Below are 19,529 nucleotides of genomic sequence, written 5' to 3' on the forward strand. Positions count from 1 at the left end.
AGTCGAAAAATGCAAACTCATACGGATTTGCCATTTCCCAATGCCACCAATCTGGGCCCTCGATCAAAAGCCACGGCTAGTGCGCAAACTGAAGAAGGGATGTCATTCAAGCAAGTGTGGGATGCGACTCAGAGCGAGGGTTCGATAGTCAGTCAAGGAAAAAGAGACACGTTTCCCAGGGGATCAACATTCCGGTCTGAACTCCTTGACGAGGCCGACAAGGACCCGACTCAAGCAGCAAAAATGGCATATGAGTACGCTTATAACTCGTTGGTATTTGAATTATTTGATGTTACTGACTACCCAATCATCCGGTATACCACAACCGGCCAGATAGTCACTGACGAAACAAGATTGTATTTTGCAAAAACGATGTCTTCGGTGCAAAAGCTTCGCGGAGAACTCTACGAAACAGAGCTTTTTAAAGGTACACCACCTGCGAAAATCCTGGATTTCAATGACAGCCTTCCTCAGAAGTTCAAAGACATGGCCCATTGGTAGTTTTCACTCTATAGAACTATATAAAACGCGAATCATGTAGGACCGGATTTATCCGGGAAGGCGTTATGTCTACAAAGAAAGATGTAATGAATGTACAGGCCTCTTCCCGGATAAATCCGGTCCTACATACTGATCCATTTTTTGCGTTCTCCCCCGTCACAAATCCATCACCCAAAAGCCACATAACCGACATGCAACAAGCCGAGACTGCTCTCATGAGCAAAATCCTGCATGTCACCCTTATCACTGAAACCTTCACTCCCGAGATCAATGGCGTCGCCAATACGTTGGGGCGGCTTTGTGACGGGTTGCGTTTGCGCGGGCATCGGGTCGAGTTGATTCGGCCGCGTCAGGGTGAGGATGCAGGTTTCACTGCGGCCGACGACTTGATGCTGTGTCGGGGATGGCCGATACCGGGTTATCCAGGTTTGCAATGGGGCCAGTCTTCGATGCACAAGCTGTTGCGTCGTTGGCAGCGGCGGCGTCCGGATGTGTTGTATATCGCCACCGAAGGGCCGTTGGGGCTTTCTGCGTTGCGGGCGGCCCGGCGACTGGGGATTGCGGTGATCAGTGGTTTCCATACCAACTTCCCGCAGTACACCCAGCAATACGGCATGGGGTTCATCACTCGCTTGCTGACCCATTATCTGCGCTGGTTCCACAATCGCTCGCGCATGACGCTTGTGCCCAGTATCAGCCAGAAGGTGGAGCTGGAGCGGCGTGGTTTCGAGCGGATCGAGTTGTTGTCTCGTGGTGTGGACAGCCAGTTGTTTCACCCTTCCAGACGCTCCCAGGCACTGCGCGAAAGCTGGGGATTGCAGGTGGGCGATACCGCACTTCTGCATGTAGGCAGGCTGGCACCGGAAAAAAACCTGGGACTGCTCAAAACCTGCTTCGAGGCGTTGAAAGAGAGCCATCCACGGCGCAACCTGAAGCTGATTGTGGTGGGAGACGGGCCGCAGCGGGCTGCTTTAGAGCAGCAGATACCCGATGCAATTTTCTGTGGCACGCAACGCGGCGAGGCGCTGGCTGCGCATTACGCATCCGGCGATCTGTTTCTCTTTCCGAGCCTGACCGAGACGTTCGGTAATGTCGTCCTTGAGGCGCTGGCCTCAGGGCTTGGCGTGGTGGCCTATGATGAAGCGGCTGCCGGGCAGCATATTCGTCACGGTCATAATGGCGCGCTGGCCATGCCCGGTGACGAAGAGGCATTCATTGATGCTGCACGCTGGCTGGTGGAAGACAGTGAAGCCCTGCGCAGGGTAAGACTCAATGCCCGCAAACATGCCAGTCGTCAGGGCTGGACGACGATTATCGATCAGTTCGAGCAGCAGTTGTTGAGCGTCAACGACAGCGAGGCCAAGGACCGGATCGTCAAACCCGTTTCAGGCTGATTGCCGGGCAAGCGCAAGGCCACCCGGCAGACGGCGTCAGGCCAGGGCCTTTTCGATGGCCTGGATAACCACAGGATCATCCGGAGCCATGCGTGGCGAGAATCGGGCAATCACGGCACCGTTGCGACCGACCAGAAACTTCTCGAAGTTCCAGGTGATATCGCCGGGAAACTCGGCGCCCTCTCCGGCCAGCAGACGATACAGCGGATGGCGTTGCGCTCCGTTGACCTCGAGCTTTTCGCCCAGTGCGAAGGTCACGCCATAATTGAGTTTGCAGAACTCCTGGATTTCCTGCTCGGAACCAGGCTCCTGTCCGGCAAACTGATTGCACGGCAGACCCAGAACACTGAAGCCCTTGTCCTTGTACTGCTGATAAAGGCTTTCAAGCGCGGCATATTGTGGCGTGAGTCCGCATTTGGAGGCCACGTTGACGACCAGGACCACTGTGTTCTTCAAAGGCGCCAGAGGCAGTTCCTGCCCGTTCAGCGCCTTCAATGTGATGTCGTGAAAAGCACTCATGAAATCCTCTCCCCCTTGAAGCCCGAGCGAACCAAAAAGGCGCCGTGGCAGACCTGCGTAACGAAAGTCGTCATCGCAGAACAGCCAGAGCGCCTTTGTCAGTTACCTGAGCTTAGCAGCACAAATCAGTGCTGATGACCGCCTTCACCATGAATGTGGCCATGAGCCAGTTCTTCTTGGCTGGCATCGCGAATGTTCACGATCTTGACTTCGAAGTTCAGGCGCTGACCCGCCAGTGGGTGATTGCCGTCGACGGTGACATCGTCGCCATCCAGGTCGCGAATGGTCACGATCTGCATGCTGCCGTCCGGGCCGGAAGCGTGGAACTGCATGCCGACTTCCAGTTCGTCGACACCTTCGAACATGCTGCGGTTCAGGGTGCTGACCAGCTCGGCGGAGTATTCACCGTAGGCATCTTCAGGCTCGATGGCGACTTTCAGTTCGTCACCGACGTCTTTGCCGACCAGTGCCTTTTCCAGGCCCGGGATGATGTTGCCGGCGCCATGCAGGTAGACCAGCGGAGCACCGCCGGCAGAACTGTCGATGACCTCACCAGCGTCGTTGGTCAGGGTATAGTCAATAGAGACAGCCTTGTTGGCGGCGATCGGCATGGGGCAGGACCTTTTGCTTAAGATTGAAGAACGCGCAAGTTTAACCAAGCCATCGCTCGAAAGCGAACGCAACTCTGACAGACGGCCCCGATTGGAAAACTCAACGGTTATTGATTTTCGGCAGGATGAAGACGGTCACTGGATCGTGGTGTTGTCCTGCGGGCACACACAACACCTTCGCCATCAGCCTCCATGGCAATCCCGTGCCTGGGTACTGGACGCGGAGCAGCGCCAACAAAAAATAGGTCAGGGCTTTCACTGTGGCTGGTGTGCGAAGTCGTCAGATAACGATAGTCTTGGCGCCGAGGAGTCGCGCCAGACGACTTCCTGATTTTTTTCTGGTCGAAGGGTTGTCCATTTCGCCGCGACCATTGCACTGCTCAATCGAGAAGCCGGTATGCAGACTTTTTTCATCTCCCCCACGGATTTTGGCGTGGGTTTGACCTCCATCAGCCTTGGCCTGGTTCGCACCCTTGAACGCGCGGGCCTGAAAGTCGGTTTTTTCAAGCCGATCGCACAGCCCCATCCGGGCGATCTCGGCCCTGAACGCTCCACCGAACTGGTGGCCCGCACCCACGGCCTCAAGCCGCCCAAGCCTTTGGGGCTGGCGCATGTGGAACGCATGCTGGGCGATGGCCAGCTGGATGAGTTGCTGGAAGAAATCATCAGCCTTTATCAGCAGGCAGCGATCGGCAAGGATGTGCTGATTGTCGAGGGCATGGTGCCCACCCGTAGCGCCAGTTATGCAGCACGGGTCAACCTGCACCTGGCCAAGAGCCTGGATGCCGAAGTGATTCTGGTGTCCGCACCGGAAAACGAAGTGCTCACCGAGCTTTCGGGCCGGGTCGAATTGCAGGCTCAACTGTTCGGCGGGCCGAAAGACCCGAAAGTGCTGGGCGTGATCCTCAATAAGGTGCGCACCGAAGAAAGCATGGAGGTCTTCGCCGCGCGCCTGAAAGAACACTCCCCGCTGCTGCGCAGTGGCGATTTCCGGCTGCTGGGCTGTATTCCGTTCCAGGCCGAACTCAATGCTCCGCGCACCCGTGACGTGGCGGAGTTGCTCGGCGCCCAGGTGCTCAACGCCGGGGACTACGAACAACGGCGCATGTCGAAAATCATCATCTGCGCCCGAACCGTGCTCAACACCGTGCCTTTGCTCAAGCCCGGCGTTCTGGTGGTCACACCAGGCGACCGCGACGACATCATTCTGGCCGTCAGTCTGGCGGCCATGAATGGCGTGCCGCTGGCCGGTCTGTTGCTGACCAGCGACACCGTGCCCGACCCACGCATCATGGAGCTGTGCCGAGGTGCATTACAGGCCGGCTTGCCGGTGCTGTCGGTGAGCAGCGGCTCGTACGACACGGCCACACGCCTGAACCAGTTGAACAAGGAAATCCCCATCGATGACCGCGAGCGTGCGGAAATAATCACCGATTTCGTTGCCAGCCATCTGGATGCCGCCTGGCTGCATCAACGCTGCGGCACGCCGCGGGAGTTGCGTCTTTCGCCTGCGGTGTTCCGCTATCAGTTGATCCAGCGCGCCCAGGCCGCCAACAAGCGCATCGTACTGCCTGAAGGCAACGAGCCACTGACCATTCAGGCAGCAGCGATCTGTCAGGCGCGCGGTATTGCCCGCTGTGTCCTGCTGGCCAAGCCTGAAGAAGTCCAGGCGGTTGCCCAGGCGCATGGCATCGAATTGCCGCCGGGGCTGGAGATTCTGGACCCGGACCTGATTCGCGAGCGTTACGTCGCGCCGATGGTGGAGTTGCGCAAGAACAAAAGCCTCAACGCGCCCATGGCCGAGCAGCAACTGGAGGATCCGGTGGTGATCGGCACTGTGATGCTGGCGCTGGATGAAGTGGACGGCCTGGTGTCGGGCGTCGTTCACTCCACTGCCAATACCATTCGCCCAGCCCTGCAACTGATCAAGACCGCACCCGGCTGCACGCTGGTTTCATCAGTGTTCTTCATGCTGTTCCCCGAGCAGGTGCTGGTATACGGCGACTGCATCATGAACCCGCATCCAAGTGCTGGCGAACTGGCAGAAATCGCCCTGCAGAGTGCCGACTCTGCCGTGGCATTCGGCATTGCGCCACGGGTGGCGATGATCAGTTATTCCAGTGGCAATTCGGCCAGTGGCGAGGAAGTGGAAAAGGTTCGCGAAGCCACCCAACTGGCTCGTGAAACCCAGCGCAGCCTGCTGATCGACGGCCCTTTGCAGTATGATGCCGCCGCCAACGAGGACGTGGCTCGCCAGTTGGCACCGGACAGCCCGGTGGCCGGACGCGCAACGGTATTCGTGTTCCCGGACCTGAATACTGGCAACACCACGTACAAGGCGGTGCAGCGCAGCGCCGACTGCGTGAGTCTCGGCCCGATGCTGCAAGGCCTGCGCAAACCGGTGAACGACCTGCCTCGCGGCGCCCAGGTCGACGACATCGTCTACACCATCGCTCTGACCGCGATTCAAGCAGACACACTTTCCTGATACACATCACGGTGCCATCTGTGCAGACTGCCGTTGTGCAGTCTGCACCGCATCCCATTATCATCTGGAGTCACTATCCGTCATGGATTCCCTGCCTGCCCCATTGCGCGGCGTCATCGCCTCGCTGTTGTTGGCGCTCAACACCATTGCCTGCTGCGCAGTGCTGTTCGTGGTCACCGTCTTCAAGATCTGCCTGCCCTTCAAGCCTGCCCAGCGCCTGACCGACTGGCTGATGATTCACATCCAGGAAACCTGGATCAGTTGCAACAATGCCTGGATCAGACTGCTGGGCCGCACGCGCTGGCAGTTGAGCGGCCTTGAAGGGCTGGATTACGAGCACTCTTACCTGATCACCAGCAATCATCAGAGCTGGGTCGACATCATGGTTTTGCAGTACGTACTCAACCGACGTATCCGCCCGCTGAAGTTCTTTCTCAAACAGGAGCTGATCTGGGTGCCGCTGATTGGTCTGGCCTGGTGGGCGTTAGGCTTTCCGTTCATGAAGCGCTATTCCAAAGCCTATCTGGCCAAACACCCGGAGAAGAAAGGCAAGGACCTGGAAACCACTCGCCGCACCTGCGCCAGATTCCGTCATAACCCGGTGGGCATTTTCAACTTTGCCGAAGGCACACGCTTTACCAAAGCCAAGCACGCCGAACAGAACTCACCATTTCGCAACCTGCTCAAGCCCAAGGCCGGCGGGCTCGCATTCGTACTGGATGCCATGGGCGAACAGCTTGAGTCGATCGTCAACGTCACCATTCATTATCCAGGCGGGCAACCAGGCTATTGGGACCTGCTGTGTGGCAACGTGAAAGAGGTGGTGGCGCACTTTGAAGAGATACAGATCCCGCCGCAGTTCATCGGCAAGAACTACGATCAGGATCAAGCCTACCGGCTGGAGTTCCAGCAGTGGATCAACGGGTTGTGGGAAGAGAAGGATCGTTTGCTGGATCGGCTCAAGGGCTTGAGCTGATTTCATCGCGAATGAATTCGCTCCTACGCCCGGAGCGAATTCATTCGCGAACAAAGATTACTGCTGATACTGCTCGTACTGCTGCCCCGGAATCGGCTTGAGGTTGACCTCGACACGACGGTTCTGGGCGCGGCCGTTGACATCGGCGTTGCTGGCAATCGGCTGGTCAGGACCTGCGCCCCGCACTGACAGACGACCAGCATCCACACCCTGGGAAGTCAGGTAAGTACTGACGCTCTGGGCACGTTGCAACGACAGATCCATGTTGTGCTGGCGGCTGCCGGTGCTGTCGGTATAACCCACGATCTCGATGTTGCTCTGGCTGTACTGCTTGAGCGAGCCCGCCAGGTTATTGAGCGGCGAGTAGAAACTGCTGGCGATGGAAGAAGAGTCGGTGGCGAAGGTGATGTTGCCCGGCATGATCAGTTTGATCTGGTCACCCTGACGCTGAACTTCCACACCGGTATTGGCCATGCTCGCCCGCAGAGCGGCTTCCTGTTTGTCGGCGTAATAGCCGTAGCCTGCCGAGGCGGCGCCGACCACTGCTGCGCCGATCAATGCGCCTTTGCCACGGTTGTTGTGGTCGATTGCCGCGCCCGCCAGGGCACCTGCCAATGCTCCAAGGCCACCATACTTGGCGGTCTTGTTCATCCCGCCCGAGCTTTGTGCCTGCCCTTGATTGCTGTCGTAGGGGTTGGGCGATGCACATCCGGAAAGCATGGCCACGGCAAGAGCAGCAAGAATCAAATGGCGCGAGCTAGACATTGATGAAACTCCTGATTTAACGAACGCTAATGACCGGATTAGAGCATGACACCCGTCAAAAATTCCTTAACGCCACCTGAACCGTTTCCGGCCAGAGGGCCATGCAGGTGGGTGGTGCAGGGTTAATCGCCCAAAAAATGTTTAACTCGATATTGCGCGCCCCTCACGCACTCTTCTGTCTGTAGAGACTGACGACATCACTCGAGCCTTGAGAGACGATCATCCCAACAGCCCAAGAACTTTCGCCCTCGCCACTGCCTGAGTGCGGCGCTCGACGCCGAGCTTGCTGTTGATATGGCTGGCGTGGGTTTTGACGGTGTGCAGGGAAATGAATAACTGCTCGCTGATTTCCTGATTCGAACAGCCTTGGGCGATGAGTTGAAGCACGCCCAGTTCTCGTACGCTCAGGCTGTCGCTGCCATGAGACAGCTCGACAGCGGGCGGCGCGAGGCATGATGGGAGTTTTTCCAGCAGTGCATCGCGCACAGAACAGGGAGCTCGTTGCAGCAGTTGCTCGCGCAGCCACAGCGGGTGGCCGTCGATCAGCTCATAGAAAGGCAGCAGCGCACCGCCTTGCGCCGCACGCCGACTGCGGCCCAATAGCTCGCACGCCTCATGCTGCCGGGCATTGTCCAGCAGCAGGCGGATATGCTGATTGATTGCATTGAGGCTCAGCAATTGCGCGCCCATGGCTTGGGCGTGCTGATCCAGTTCCTGCAAACGTTGCCCAGAGGCACAGGCGTCACCGCGAATCCGTTCCAGGGTTGCGCGCAACAATTCGACCTGTTGCGGCAGTTGTGGATAACACTCCGGAGCCGCCGTCGCCAGCCCGCCGCTGTAAGTCTGGGTCAGACGCAGCAACCAGGCTTCGGCCAGGTCGATGCGCCCTTGCACCAGCCACAGCTCGCATTTGACCAGGGTGATCATTGCCAGATAGTAGATCGGCGGCACATCCCAGATGTGCATCAACCGCTCGGCTTCGCCAAGCTCGGCGAAGGCTTCGGCAAAGCGCCCTTCACGCCCTTCCAGACCGGCAATCACGCAATGCCCGATCAGCACACTGATATCCCGGCAGGCTCGCGCTTCGACAAGACCGGCGAGCAATTTCGCACGCCCGGCATCGGCCTGCATCCGAAGGGTCAGCAGATAACCTTCGTAAATCGTCAGGCGTGCCCGCACGGCATACAGGCGCGATGTCGGTAAACCCTTGAGACGTTGCTGCCCCTGACGGACTTCGTCCAGCGCACGAAGTATTTCACCACGGGCCTGCAACACTCTGGCGCGGTCGTAATGCGCCAGCGCCTCGAATAAAGGATTGGCCACCCGTTGCGCAAGTTCCAGGGCATCGCGGTTCAAGGCCCGGGCGCGCAGCAGGTCGCTGTTGGCTATCGCCAGATTGGCCAGGGTGGACAGACACATCAGCCGCTGGCCATAGCGTTTTTCCGGCAGGCTGTGCAGTGCTTCGTTGCAATAACGCTCGGTCTTTTCGCTGTCACCGCGACCACGGGCAATGATGCCGCTCAGCGCCAGCCACTGGGCGAGCATGGACTTTTGCGCAGTGGCAGACGGCGCAGGCAGAAAGCGGCTGAGATTTTCCGCCAGCTCTTCGGCTGCATCCAGTTGACAGGCCAGCGCCAGCGCCCAGGCATAGAGGACAATCAGGCGCGGCGTGCTGGTCAGCAAGCTGTCCGGCAAATCCATTCTCCAGCGCAGCAGCATGCCGACATTCTGCTCGGCCAGCAGTTGCTCTTCGGAAAGGTTCTGTACCAGGTTGGCGGCAACATCCAGATGACCGGCGCGTAATGCCTGCTCGATGGCTTCGTCCAGCAGGCCTTGTTCGTTGAACCAGCGACAGGCATTCAGGTGCAGGCGATTCTGTTGCGGGCCTGCACCCTGACGGGCTCGCAAAAGATCGGAGAACAGATGGTGATAACGAAACCAGCGCCCCTGCTCATCCAGCGGGACCAGAAACACCTGATGCGCCTGCAGATAGCGGAGCATTTCAGCGCTGTCATGGGTTTCCCGGGAGGCATCGCACAATTCGCTGCAAAAGCGTTCAAGGCAGGCGGTTTCATAAAGGAAGGCCTGAACATCGGCAGGAAGGCAGTCGATGACTTCCTCAAGCAGATACTCACCGATCAAAATCTCGCCATCGCGCAGGGCTTGCGACACAGCAGGACCATCGCCGGCTTCAGACGCCGCCAGCAGCCAGAAGCGCAAGCCTGCAACCCAGCCTTCGCTGCGCCGTATCAGGCTGCGCTGGGCATCGCTGTCCAGTGAGCAGCTATGCCGGTCGAGCACCGCCAGGGATTCGGCGTCGGTCAGTCGCAAGTCGCTTTCGTTGAGTTCAAGCAATTGCCGGGACAGGCGCAGGCGCGCCAGATGCCAGTTCGGACGCTGCCGACTGGTGACCATGACCACCAGCCCGGTGGGCAAGTGGTTGAGGAAAAACTGTACGCAACGATCCAGCACCGAACCCTGCACCAGATGGTAATCATCCAGTACCAGCAGCAAGGGTTTGCTCAGCATCAGGTGCATGGCCAGCTCATCCAGCAAGCCGTCGAGCCACTCCTCGAAGGCAAAGGGCTGATTGCGTTGGCGCATCTTCAGCAAGCCCATGGCCTGCTCGCCCAGTTGCGGAAAGAATTGCTGCAACCCGGCCAGCAACCGCTCAAGGAAACGACCCGGGTCACTTTCACGCGGGTTCAAGCCCAGCCATATGCTCTGCCATTGGGCAGGCAGGTTCTGGCAAAACTCCACGGCCAGCGAACTCTTGCCGAACCCGGCAGGCGCGCAGATCAGCAACAGACGCCCGGACAAACCTTCGGCCAGACGCTCGCACAAACGGGTACGGGGAAGATAACCATCGGGCAGTGGAGGCCGAAAGAATCGTCCTTCCAGAGCGGAGGTTGCGCTATCTGCGATGCCTTGCATACGTGACAGATCAGTCATGGCCAGTTCTTCAGGAGTATTGTTTCGCCACAGCAGCTGTCCGGAGACTAGCGGGTAAAACCGTCCTTTTGAAGGCAATGACCGAAAAGTCCGTAACAAAATTCCTACAATTTGTGAGCCGAATACCTGCGCATAAAAAAGCCCCAATCAAGGGGCTTTGGCTATAAGCCGTTGAAACTGTTCTGTTGTTTACACTTTTATCGGTCTGTTTACGTGCAGGCAGCGTCAAAAGAGCCCTGCCTGCACGTCATCACAGTTCATCCGGTTTGTGTGATCAACGTACGCCTTCCTGACGCAACGCATTAGGTGTGAAGTCGCTGGTACCGGCGGTGAAACCGAAGACATACGCACTCTTCTCTTCGTTTTTCATGCCCAGCGCCACGTAGCGGCCCGACTGCAGGTCGTACAGGGTTTCAATGGCATACCACGGAACCTGCTTGTCGTAGTAGTTCTCGGAGTGAGCCTCGGCGACGCGCCACAGCTGACCACGACCGTCGTAGTGGTCGATGACAGCAGCTTGCCAGGTGTCTTCGTCGATGAAGAAGTCACGCTTGGCATAGATGTGGCGCTGGCCTTCCTTCAGGGTTGCCGTTACATGCCAGACACGGCGCAGCTCATAACGGGTCAGGTCCTGATTGATATGACCAGCCTTGACGATGTCGGCGTATTTGAGGGTGGTGTCGTCCAGCTTGTGGCTGTTGGACGCAATGTACATTTCCTGCTTGCCGATCAGTTTCCAGTCATAGCGATCCGGCGCGCCGTTGTACATGTCCAGGTTATCGGAAGTCCGCAGGCCGTCCGACGCAGTACCCGGACCGTCATAGGACACTTGCGGAGCACGGCGCACACGACGCTGACCGGCGTTGTAGAGCCAGGCAGAACGCGGCTCCTTCACTTGGTCGAGAGTTTCATGCACCAGCAGCACACCACCGGCCAGACGCGCCGGCGCGGTCACTTCCTGCTTGAAGTAGAACAGGATGTTGCCCGGGTTCTTCGGATCGAAGTCCTTCATCTTGTCGCGGAACACGAACTGGTCAGAGAAGTACACTAGGCTGTAGGAGCCATTGGGTTGCGGCGTAGCCTGGGTCACGAAGCGCTTCACGCTGCCGCCGCGATAACGGGTGATGTGGTTCCAGATCACCTCGACACCGCTGGACGGAATCGGGAAGGGAATCGCGGTTTCAAAGTTTTCCAGGCCATTGCCACCGCCCACCAGCTTGGTGTTGGTAGCGTTTCTCTTGATGGCGGCAAACACGTCATCAGGCACGGTGGCGCCGCGATGGGTCGGGTAAACCGGGATCTTGTAGCTTTCCGGGTAACGCTTGAACAGCGCGTATTGGCCCGGTGCCAGTTTGTCCTTGTACTGCTCGACGTTTTGCGCCGTGATGATGAACAGCGGTTTTTCACTGGCATACGGGTTGGCCAGGAAGCCTTTGCTGTCCACGGCACCGGCGTTCTTGGGCATGGGGCTCCAGGCCGGAATGGTGTTAGCGGCGTTACCGGCCTTCTCGGCACCCATCGGGGTCAGGCTGGTCCCCAGTTTCGCCGCTTCGGATTCAGACACCGCAGCCATGACGCCGGACGCCATCAAGGACAATCCCAGCGCACCCGCTTGCAACAGACCCTTTGTTATTTTCATTTTCATAGTTATCCCAAACCGTATTCTTAGAAGTTCATGCCAAAGCTGAGTGCCACGAAATCCCGGTCATCGACCGTGGTGTACTTCCCGTCGAAGAAGTTGGTGTAGGAAAGGTTGGCGGTGTAGGTGTTCTGGTATTCGGCATCCAGTCCGAGGCTGACGGCCTTGCGACCTTCCTCGAAGTTGGCGCCCGGGCCAGGCGAGTAACCCTTGACGTCATGGGACCAGGCCACGCTTGGCTTGAGGTTCACACCGGCGAATACGTTGTTGTAGTCCCAGATGGCACGTGCGCGATAACCCCAGGAGTTGGCGGTGGTGAAACCGTCGTCTTCGCAATAACGGGTCAGGTTGTTCTGATCGGATCCGCTCAGGGTTTCGCGGTTCAAGGTCGCACACTGGCCGCCTGGCAACGGGCCTGGGCCGTAGACCGGGTCGCGGCCATAGCGGATTTTCGAAGTGCTTTCCAGGCCGCCGACGTGGGTCCACCCCACTTCACCCACCAAGGTTAGACGCTCGGCGCCCATCACCTGATCGAAGAACTGGACGAGGGAGGTTTGCAACTGAGTGATTTCCTTGCGGCGATAACCCGGCTGATCGGTATTTGGACGGCCACTGAGCAGCGACACGTTCGGGTTCAACGGAGAAATACCCGAATAGAGAATGTCGGTGGTGTTGATCTGCACCGGGGCATTAGGGCGGTAGCTGATTTCACCGCTCCACGCCGTGCCGGTAGGCAGCGTGGTGGAGAAGCTCAACCCGTACAGGCGAATGTCTTCAGGGTATTCGACATAATAGCTGGAGTTACCTGCCACCACAGATGACAGCAAGCTCTGCGTAAGCCCAGCCACCGCTGATACCGGAACACCGTTGCTCACAAGCGAGCCGGCCAGATTGGCAGGGAGGAACGAAGCCGCTGACCCACCACGACCACTGAAGATCGGCAGACGGCTGTGGTAGTTCATCATGTAGGCGCCGAACTCGGTGTCCAGCGGCTCGAAGTTGTAATGCACGGCAAAACCAAACTGGCCGCCATCACGGGCATCCCGGTCCGGACCGCGACGCACGATCGCGCCCTCGTCGGGGGAGCCGAAGTTAACGCCTTGCTGCGCCAGGGAGTTGAAAACCGCCCCCCGAGTGCCAGCCGGCAATGCTGCCAGGGCAGTGTTGATCCTGCTGCGACTGCGCAATACCGCCAGATTACTGTCGCAACCATCGGCGATCACGTCGGGCTGCGAGAAGAAGGTGCCGCAGTTATCCACAACTGTCTGGTCCCACTCAAGCTGGTAGAAACCTTGCGCAGACAGGTTGTCGGTCAGACTTTGCGACAGGTAGAACATGTTGACCGGAATCAGGCCTTCCTTGATCTCGGCCCCTGGACGACGAAACGCCGACACATCGACCGGGTTGACGCTGTTGATACCGCCCTGGATGAAGGTACTCTCACCCCAGCTGATGACCTGTTTGCCGAGACGCACGGTGCCCGGCTGATCGCCAATGGCGTAGTTGTGATAAACGAATGCATCGAGCAATTGCCCGCCGGAGGACTTCGCACCTTCCTTGCGGTTGGAGTCGCTGATGTCTTTGAACTCGCGGCTTTCATCCTTGAGTTCGAAGTCATACCAGTACTTGCCACGCACGAATACGCCGGTATCGCCGTACTTCAGCTCAAGGTCATGAATCCCCTTGAATATCTTGGAGAAGGTTTCTCCCTTCTTGAAATTCAAGTGACCGTCATCGGAGGTCTGGGAAAGACCGCGTCCGCCGTTGTTGGCGCCGATGAGGTTCTTGTTGGGACTTGCGGTAGACCAACTGGCACCCACCGAGAGGGATGAGTCGAAGCTGCCTTCGATTTCACCGACATTGAAGGTAACGCCGAACGCGGGACTGGCGAGCGAGGAAGCGAGACTGACTGCCAGAGGAAGTTTCGCCCGGCGCCAGAAAGGGATTGCTGTTGTCATCGATGCGACTCCATGTGCTTTTATTTTTATGGCAGTGGGAACTTCCAGAAACGAATCAGCCATGGATTGGCTGTCAACACTCACCGGCCCCCCTGAGGGCCGCCATACAAAATGCATCTTTACGCTCTTGCCAAGTCCCCTGTCCCGACTATATCCAGCGCGCCCTGCTGCTTGATCCCTCTAAAGTGTGATTTGCACGTATCAAAGCCTCTGGAATGCCTGTTACGACAAGGTTGAGTAACAGACCGGTGCGCAGGATGGAGCAATTCGAACATTTGGCAAACATCGTTTCACGGCCGACGCAGACGCATGCCGTGCTCGATGAGCACAGCATGCGGTCAGTCTGGACGGGAGTTATCCGGCGGGTTCAAAGCGTCGACAGAAGGGCACTGTTACTGCTTTGCCATTCGACGATATCCAGGCGCATGCGTTTTTTGTCGAGTTTGCCGACGCTGGTCTTGGGAATTTCAGTAACAACCGCGATCTGACTGGGTATGGCCCACTTGTTGATATGGCCCTGCTCGACAAACGGATTGAGGTGTTCCTTCAAAATCCGGGCGTCGATGCTCTGCCCTTCGTGGACCACCAGCAATGCAAAAGGCCGCTCACCCCATTGCGGGTCGGCGACCCCTACTACCGCGACTTCGCGCACGGCGGCATGCCGGCTGCACAGGTCTTCGAGCTCCAGCGACGATATCCACTCGCCGCCCGTCTTGATCACGTCCTTGATGCGGTCGCGGATATCGATGAACCCCATGTCGTCCAGGGTCGCCACATCGCCGGTGTGCAGCCAGCCACCCGCCCACAGCTCGGCCCCTTTTTGCGGCTCGCGGAAATAGCTCTCCGTCAGCCAGGGTGCGCGCAGTACCAGTTCGCCCTGGGTTTCGCCATCGGCAGGCAGGAAGTTTCCGTTTTCGTCAACGATGGCCGCGTCCACCAGCATACCCGGCACACCCGCCTTGATGCGGTAGGTGATGCGATCGTCCTCAGGCCCTTCTCTCAACTCTTCGTTCATGTGGGCAACGGAAATCAGCGGCCCGGTTTCGGACATGCCATAGGCGGCGGTGAGCTGAATGCCCTTGGCCTTGGCGGCCAGATACAGGCTGCGCGTCAGCGAGCTGCCACCAATGATGATTTTCCAGCCGCCGAAATCCACATCTTTGGCAGCCTTGGAGTGCAGCAACATCTGCATGATGGTCGGTACGCAATGGGAGAACGTCACCTTCTCCTTGCGCCACAGTTCCACCAGAAACTCCGGGTCATAACGGCCGGGATAAACCTGTTTCAAGCCCAGCATGGTTGCCGCATAAGGCATACCCCAGGCATGCACGTGAAACATGGGGGTTATTGGCATGTACACATCGCTGGAGCCCAGCAGGCGCTCATGCTCGACACTGCCCATGATCGTCGCCACGCCCATGGTGTGCAGCACCAGTTGGCGATGGGTGAAATACACGCCCTTGGGATTGCCCGTTGTACCGGTGGTGTAGAAGGTCGTGGCGACCGAGTTTTCGTCGAAGTCCTCGAAGTCGTAATCAGGGCTCGCCGCTGCCAGCAGCTCTTCGTACTCCCCGACCAGATTCGGCAGATCGGCGGTCTTTTCCGGCAAGTCCGTGAGCAGCAGGGTCTTGTCCACAGTAGTCAGATGCCCGGCAATGCCCTGATACAGGCCGACGAATTCACTGTTGACCAGCACCAGCCGGTCTTCGGCGTGGTTCATGGTGTAGACGATCTGCTCGGGCGAGAGCCGCACGTTGATGGTATGCACCACTGCACCGATCATGGGGATCGCAAACATGCATTCCAGATAACGATGGCTGTCCCAATCCATGACGGCCACTGTATCGCCCGCCTTCACGCCTGCCGCTGTCAGCACATTGGCCAGGCGGCGAACACGTTCGTTGAGGGTGGGATAGGTGAAGCGGACAGTATCGCGATAAACAATTTCACGCGTTTTTTCGTAGCGGCTACCGGACAACAGCAGCCCCTTTATCAACAGAGGGTACTGGTAAGCGCCATCGGCTGGCGGAAGAACGCGAGTCTGTAACATATGAGTCCCTTTTCAAAGTTCACAGGCGAAGCTTGAAATATGGACTCTAGCGCTCTAGTCCGCCACCCAAATCAGCCAAAGGGGCGATTTGCCGACAAGCTAGCGTGTCGCAAGCACTCAACGAACCTCGGTCAATGCCAGTTTCAGACCCAGCGCCACCAGCACGCCGCCCATGACCCGATCAAACCAGTGGCCCATGCGGGCAAAGCCGGCGCGCACCCGAGCCTGGCTGAACAGGCAGGCCACCAGACAGAACCAGATCGCTGTCGCAACGGCCAGGTAAACGCCATAGCCGCCCTGAACCAGCAAAGGCGTGTGCGGGTTGATGACCACGGTGAACAGCGACAGGAAAAACAGCGTCGCCTTGGGGTTCAGGCCATTGGTCACAAAGCCGCTGACATAGGCACCACGAGCAGTTCTTTCACCGACAGGCGACTTGAGCGGATCGTCCCCCAAAGCCGCTGGCTTGGCACGCAGGGCCTTGATACCGATGTACAAGAGGTAAGCGGCTGCCGCCCATTTGAGGGCATTGAACAGCACGATGGACTGGGAAACGATGATGCCGATACCCAGCAGCGAATACCCCACATGGAGGAAAATCGCTGAGCCCACACCCAGCGCAGACCAGATGCCCGCCTTGCGACCGTGAGTGACACTTTCACGAACCACGACCGCAAAATCAGGACCTGGGCTGGCAACAGCCAGCAGATGGATCAAGGCGACAGTGAGAAATTCTGCCCAGTACATGGGGCCTCCAGAAATATTGATGAACGTTTGCTGATAGGCTCGCAACACTACTCTTTCAATTTATTACAAAAAAGGTACAGCTAATGAGCAATCCGGGCAGAGCAGTTTTCCTCGATCACACGTCCCTTGATCTGGGGGATCTGGATCTCGGCGCGTTGCGTGAAAGCTTCGGCGAACTGGTGCTGCACGACAGTACTTCTCCGGATCAGGTCATCGACCGCCTCAAGGGAGCGCAGGTGGCGATCAGCAACAAGATCGTGCTTGATGCCAACACGTTCGCGGCATGCCCTGACTTGAAACTGGTCCTGGTCACCGCGACCGGCACCAATAATGTGGACCTGGCCGCGGCCCGCGAACATGGCGTCACGGTCTGCAATTGCCAAGGCTATGGAACCCCGTCAGTGGCGCAACATACCTTGCTGTTGTTACTGGCACTCGCCACACGCCTGCCCGATTACCAGAAGGCCGTGCAGCAAGGTCTGTGGCAAAAGTCTTCCCAGTTCTGCCTGCTGGATTTCCCGATTGTCGAGCTTGAAGGCAAGACCCTCGGCTTGCTGGGGCATGGCGAACTGGGCGGGGCGGTAGCCAGATTGGCAGAAGCCTTTGGCATGCGCGTCCTGCTGGGACAGATCCCCGGCCGCCCTGCTCGCCCGGATCGTTTGCCCCTTGAAGAACTGCTGCCGCAAATCGACGCCCTGACACTGCATTGCCCGCTCAACGAACACACCCACAACATGATCGGCGCCCGGGAACTCCAGTTGCTCAAACCCCAGGCCTTGGTGGTCAACACCGCTCGCGGCGGCCTGATCGATGAACAGGCCCTGGCCGATGCCTTGCGCAGTGGACATCTGGGCGGCGCAGCGTCGGACGTGCTGAGCGTGGAACCACCCGTCGCTGGCAACCCGCTGCTGGCCGATGATATTCCACGCCTGATCATCACGCCGCACAGCGCCTGGGGCGCCCGGGAAGCTCGCCAGCGCATCGTCAGCCAGCTCATCGAGAACGCCCAGGCGTTTTTTGCAGGGGCGCCGAAGCGGGTAGTCAGCTAGAATTCGCCCCTTTTTCAGGAGCGAAAACATGGACCCGCGCAGTGAAGTGTTACTTCGCCAGGCTGAACTCTTTCAAGGCTCGTTGCTGCTGGCCGGTTTGCCAGCCGACGACTTGCTGGGGAAGCTGCCGAACGCTCGCGGATGGTGCTGGCATGCAGGCGACCAGGCTGCACTGGACGCCCGTTTCGCCGGGCGCACACATTTCGGTGTAGAGGCACCACAGGAGCCTTTCGAGGCCGCCGTGCTGTTTCTGCCCAAGGCACGCGACCTGACCGAGTACATGTTCAATGCTCTTTCCTCCCGGCTGGCAGGACGCGAGCTGTTTCTGGTGGGCGAAAAACGTGGGGGCATCGAAGCCGCTGCCAAACAGTTGAGCCCATTGGGCCGGGCCCGCAAGCTCGACAGCGCCCGTCATTGCCAGCTCTGGCAAGTCACGGTGGAAAACGCGCCACAGGCGGTCGAGCTGCAAAGCCTGGCCAAGCCTTACCAGATCGAACTCGAAGACGGCCCGCTCACGGTCATCAGCCTGCCGGGCGTATTCAGCCATGGCCGCCTGGATCGCGGCTCGGCCCTGCTGCTGGAAAACCTCGACAAGCTCCCCAGCGGCCACTTGCTGGACTTCGGATGCGGTGCGGGCGTGCTGGGTGCTGCGGTAAAACGTCGCTATCCGCACAACGACGTCGTGATGCTCGATGTGGATGCCTTCGCCACGGCCAGTGCCGCCCTGACCCTGGCTGCCAACGGCCTTGAAGCACAGATTCTGACCGGCGATGGCATCGATGCAGCCCCCATGGGTCTGAACACGATTCTGAGCAATCCACCCTTCCATGTCGGGGTGCATACCGACTATCTGGCCACTGAAACCCTGCTGAGAAAAGCACGCCAACATCTGAAATCCGGTGGCGAACTACGCCTGGTTGCCAATAGCTTCCTGCGCTATCAGCCGCTGATCGAAGAGCATGTCGGGGCCTGTGAAATCCGGGCTCAGGGAAATGGCTTCCGGATCTACAGCGCGAAACGTTCTTGAAAATAAGAGCTTGCCGAATGGATTTTGCGAAGGCAGAATCCGCTCCGTCCTAGGGGAGTAGTCTCCCACGAGCAACATGCTCGTCCGGCACGCATCAACATACTTGGTCCTCAGACCATGGTGCGTGCGACCCAGAATCCGCTCAGACGGATCGGTGGTTTGACAAGACCTATGACACGAACACCTTACCCGGGGCGGGAAGGCTGTACGTGTCATAGCCGTGTCGACCCGCCCCTTAGGAACCCTGATGCTGGAATCCCTGTTAATCCCTACTGCAGTCGTTGCGCTTGCCGAGATCGGCGACAAAACGCAATTGCTCGCACTCATTCTTGCTGCACGCTTCCGCAAGCCCTGGCCCATCATCGCCGGCATCGTTGCCGCGACCCTGGCCAACCACGCGGCAGCGGGCGCAGTCGGCGCATGGTTCAGCAGCTTCTTCTCCGACGCGGTCCTGCACTGGATTCTCGCCGCCAGCTTCACGGCCACGGCCCTGTGGACACTGGTTCCCGACAAGATGGACGACGACGAAGCGAGCACGGCACGCAAGTTCGGCCCGTTCATGACGACCCTGATCACCTTCTTCATCGCGGAAATAGGCGACAAGACGCAGATCGCGACCGTGATGCTGGCTGCGCAGTATTCCTACCTGTGGCTGGTCATCATCGGCACCACCGTGGGCATGCTGATCGCCAACGTTCCGGTGGTACTGGCAGGCAACTTTGCCGCCGAGAAGTTGCCCCTGACCCTGATCCGCCGCCTGGCCGCCAGCGCCTTTTTTGTACTGGCCCTGGTCGCGGTCTACAAGGCCATGCAAGTCAGCGGCTGGGTCTGACGGCTATGCTGCCATCAGCCG

16 protein-coding genes and 1 riboswitch are annotated in these 19,529 nt (G+C 58.5%); of the genes, 8 read left to right on the top strand and 8 right to left on the bottom strand.

All coding sequences use genetic code 11. The annotated features are described in order from the left end of the window. Nucleotides 1-9: 9 nt before the first annotated feature. Both K5D32_RS25950 and K5D32_RS11635 read left to right on the top strand, forming a co-directional pair. Nucleotides 10-501, top strand: a complete 492-nt coding sequence (locus K5D32_RS25950) for a hypothetical protein (RefSeq protein WP_260407355.1) — start codon at nt 10-12, stop codon at nt 499-501. 215 nt (nt 502-716) lie between these two features. Then, on the top strand, nt 717-1,895 hold the full coding sequence (locus tag K5D32_RS11635; protein WP_221600345.1) for a glycosyltransferase family 1 protein: 1,179 nt from the start codon (nt 717-719) through the stop codon (nt 1,893-1,895). A gap of 36 nt (nt 1,896-1,931) precedes the next feature. On the opposite strand, the gene K5D32_RS11640 is transcribed toward K5D32_RS11635, so the two are convergent. Then, the gene (locus K5D32_RS11640) at nt 1,932-2,414 is read right to left on the bottom strand and encodes a glutathione peroxidase (RefSeq protein ID WP_025258651.1); all 483 of its coding nucleotides are present in this window, start codon (nt 2,412-2,414) and stop codon (nt 1,932-1,934) included. 125 nt (nt 2,415-2,539) lie between these two features. Beyond that, the gene (locus tag K5D32_RS11645; protein WP_221577982.1) at nt 2,540-3,025 is read right to left on the bottom strand and encodes a peptidylprolyl isomerase; all 486 of its coding nucleotides are present in this window, start codon (nt 3,023-3,025) and stop codon (nt 2,540-2,542) included. 13 nt (nt 3,026-3,038) lie between these two features. Between K5D32_RS11645 and K5D32_RS11650 the strand changes: the two genes are divergently transcribed. The 3 genes from K5D32_RS11650 (at nt 3,039) to K5D32_RS11660 (ending at nt 6,489) form a co-directional block, all read left to right on the top strand. Next, nucleotides 3,039-3,356: a DUF3565 domain-containing protein gene (locus K5D32_RS11650; RefSeq protein WP_221578047.1), complete on the top strand. Its 318-nt coding sequence runs from the start codon at nt 3,039-3,041 to the stop codon at nt 3,354-3,356. 66 nt (nt 3,357-3,422) lie between these two features. Continuing rightward, entirely contained in the window at nt 3,423-5,513 is a 2,091-nt protein-coding gene (gene pta / locus K5D32_RS11655) for a phosphate acetyltransferase (protein ID WP_025258649.1), read from the top strand. An 82-nt stretch (nt 5,514-5,595) separates the two neighbouring features. Beyond that, nucleotides 5,596-6,489, top strand: coding sequence for an acyltransferase (locus tag K5D32_RS11660; protein ID WP_025258648.1), 894 nt, complete (start codon nt 5,596-5,598; stop codon nt 6,487-6,489). A 57-nt stretch (nt 6,490-6,546) separates the two neighbouring features. Here the strand turns inward: K5D32_RS11660 and K5D32_RS11665 are convergent, their stop codons facing one another. The 6 genes from K5D32_RS11665 to K5D32_RS11690 form a co-directional block, all read right to left on the bottom strand. Next, nucleotides 6,547-7,254 carry an OmpA family protein gene (locus K5D32_RS11665; protein ID WP_198726758.1) on the bottom strand — a complete coding sequence of 236 codons (708 nt, stop codon included), beginning with the start codon at nt 7,252-7,254 and terminating at the stop codon, nt 6,547-6,549. 219 nt (nt 7,255-7,473) lie between these two features. Further along, the gene (locus K5D32_RS11670) at nt 7,474-10,206 is read right to left on the bottom strand and encodes a LuxR C-terminal-related transcriptional regulator (RefSeq protein ID WP_221577983.1); all 2,733 of its coding nucleotides are present in this window, start codon (nt 10,204-10,206) and stop codon (nt 7,474-7,476) included. A gap of 274 nt (nt 10,207-10,480) precedes the next feature. Next, entirely contained in the window at nt 10,481-11,845 is a 1,365-nt protein-coding gene (locus K5D32_RS11675; protein ID WP_221577984.1) for a DUF1329 domain-containing protein, read from the bottom strand. 26 nt (nt 11,846-11,871) lie between these two features. Beyond that, nucleotides 11,872-13,803: a DUF1302 domain-containing protein gene (locus K5D32_RS11680; protein WP_201006563.1), complete on the bottom strand. Its 1,932-nt coding sequence runs from the start codon at nt 13,801-13,803 to the stop codon at nt 11,872-11,874. A gap of 367 nt (nt 13,804-14,170) precedes the next feature. After that, nucleotides 14,171-15,853 (bottom strand): fatty acid--CoA ligase, encoded by a 1,683-nt coding sequence (locus tag K5D32_RS11685; RefSeq protein ID WP_221594248.1) that lies wholly within the window; start codon nt 15,851-15,853, stop codon nt 14,171-14,173. A gap of 117 nt (nt 15,854-15,970) precedes the next feature. Next, entirely contained in the window at nt 15,971-16,600 is a 630-nt protein-coding gene (locus K5D32_RS11690) for a LysE family translocator (RefSeq protein ID WP_221577986.1), read from the bottom strand. 83 nt (nt 16,601-16,683) lie between these two features. Here K5D32_RS11690 and K5D32_RS11695 point away from each other — a divergent pair, with 83 nt between their 5' ends. The 3 genes from K5D32_RS11695 to K5D32_RS11705 all read left to right on the top strand — a co-directional run bounded on the left by K5D32_RS11695 (nt 16,684) and on the right by K5D32_RS11705 (nt 19,508). Beyond that, a complete protein-coding gene (locus K5D32_RS11695) occupies nt 16,684-17,649 on the top strand; it encodes a 2-hydroxyacid dehydrogenase (protein ID WP_221600347.1) in 966 nt (321 codons plus the stop codon). A 28-nt stretch (nt 17,650-17,677) separates the two neighbouring features. Next, nucleotides 17,678-18,676 carry a class I SAM-dependent methyltransferase gene (locus K5D32_RS11700; RefSeq protein WP_221600349.1) on the top strand — a complete coding sequence of 333 codons (999 nt, stop codon included), beginning with the start codon at nt 17,678-17,680 and terminating at the stop codon, nt 18,674-18,676. A gap of 40 nt (nt 18,677-18,716) precedes the next feature. Beyond that, a riboswitch (yybP-ykoY riboswitch) is annotated at nt 18,717-18,854 on the top strand. 69 nt (nt 18,855-18,923) lie between these two features. Continuing rightward, nucleotides 18,924-19,508: a TMEM165/GDT1 family protein gene (locus K5D32_RS11705; protein WP_198726744.1), complete on the top strand. Its 585-nt coding sequence runs from the start codon at nt 18,924-18,926 to the stop codon at nt 19,506-19,508. Nucleotides 19,509-19,529: the final 21 nt, after the last annotated feature.

The organism is Pseudomonas cichorii (genome assembly GCF_019719005.1).
Classification (GTDB): Bacteria; Pseudomonadota; Gammaproteobacteria; order Pseudomonadales; family Pseudomonadaceae; genus Aquipseudomonas; species Aquipseudomonas cichorii_E.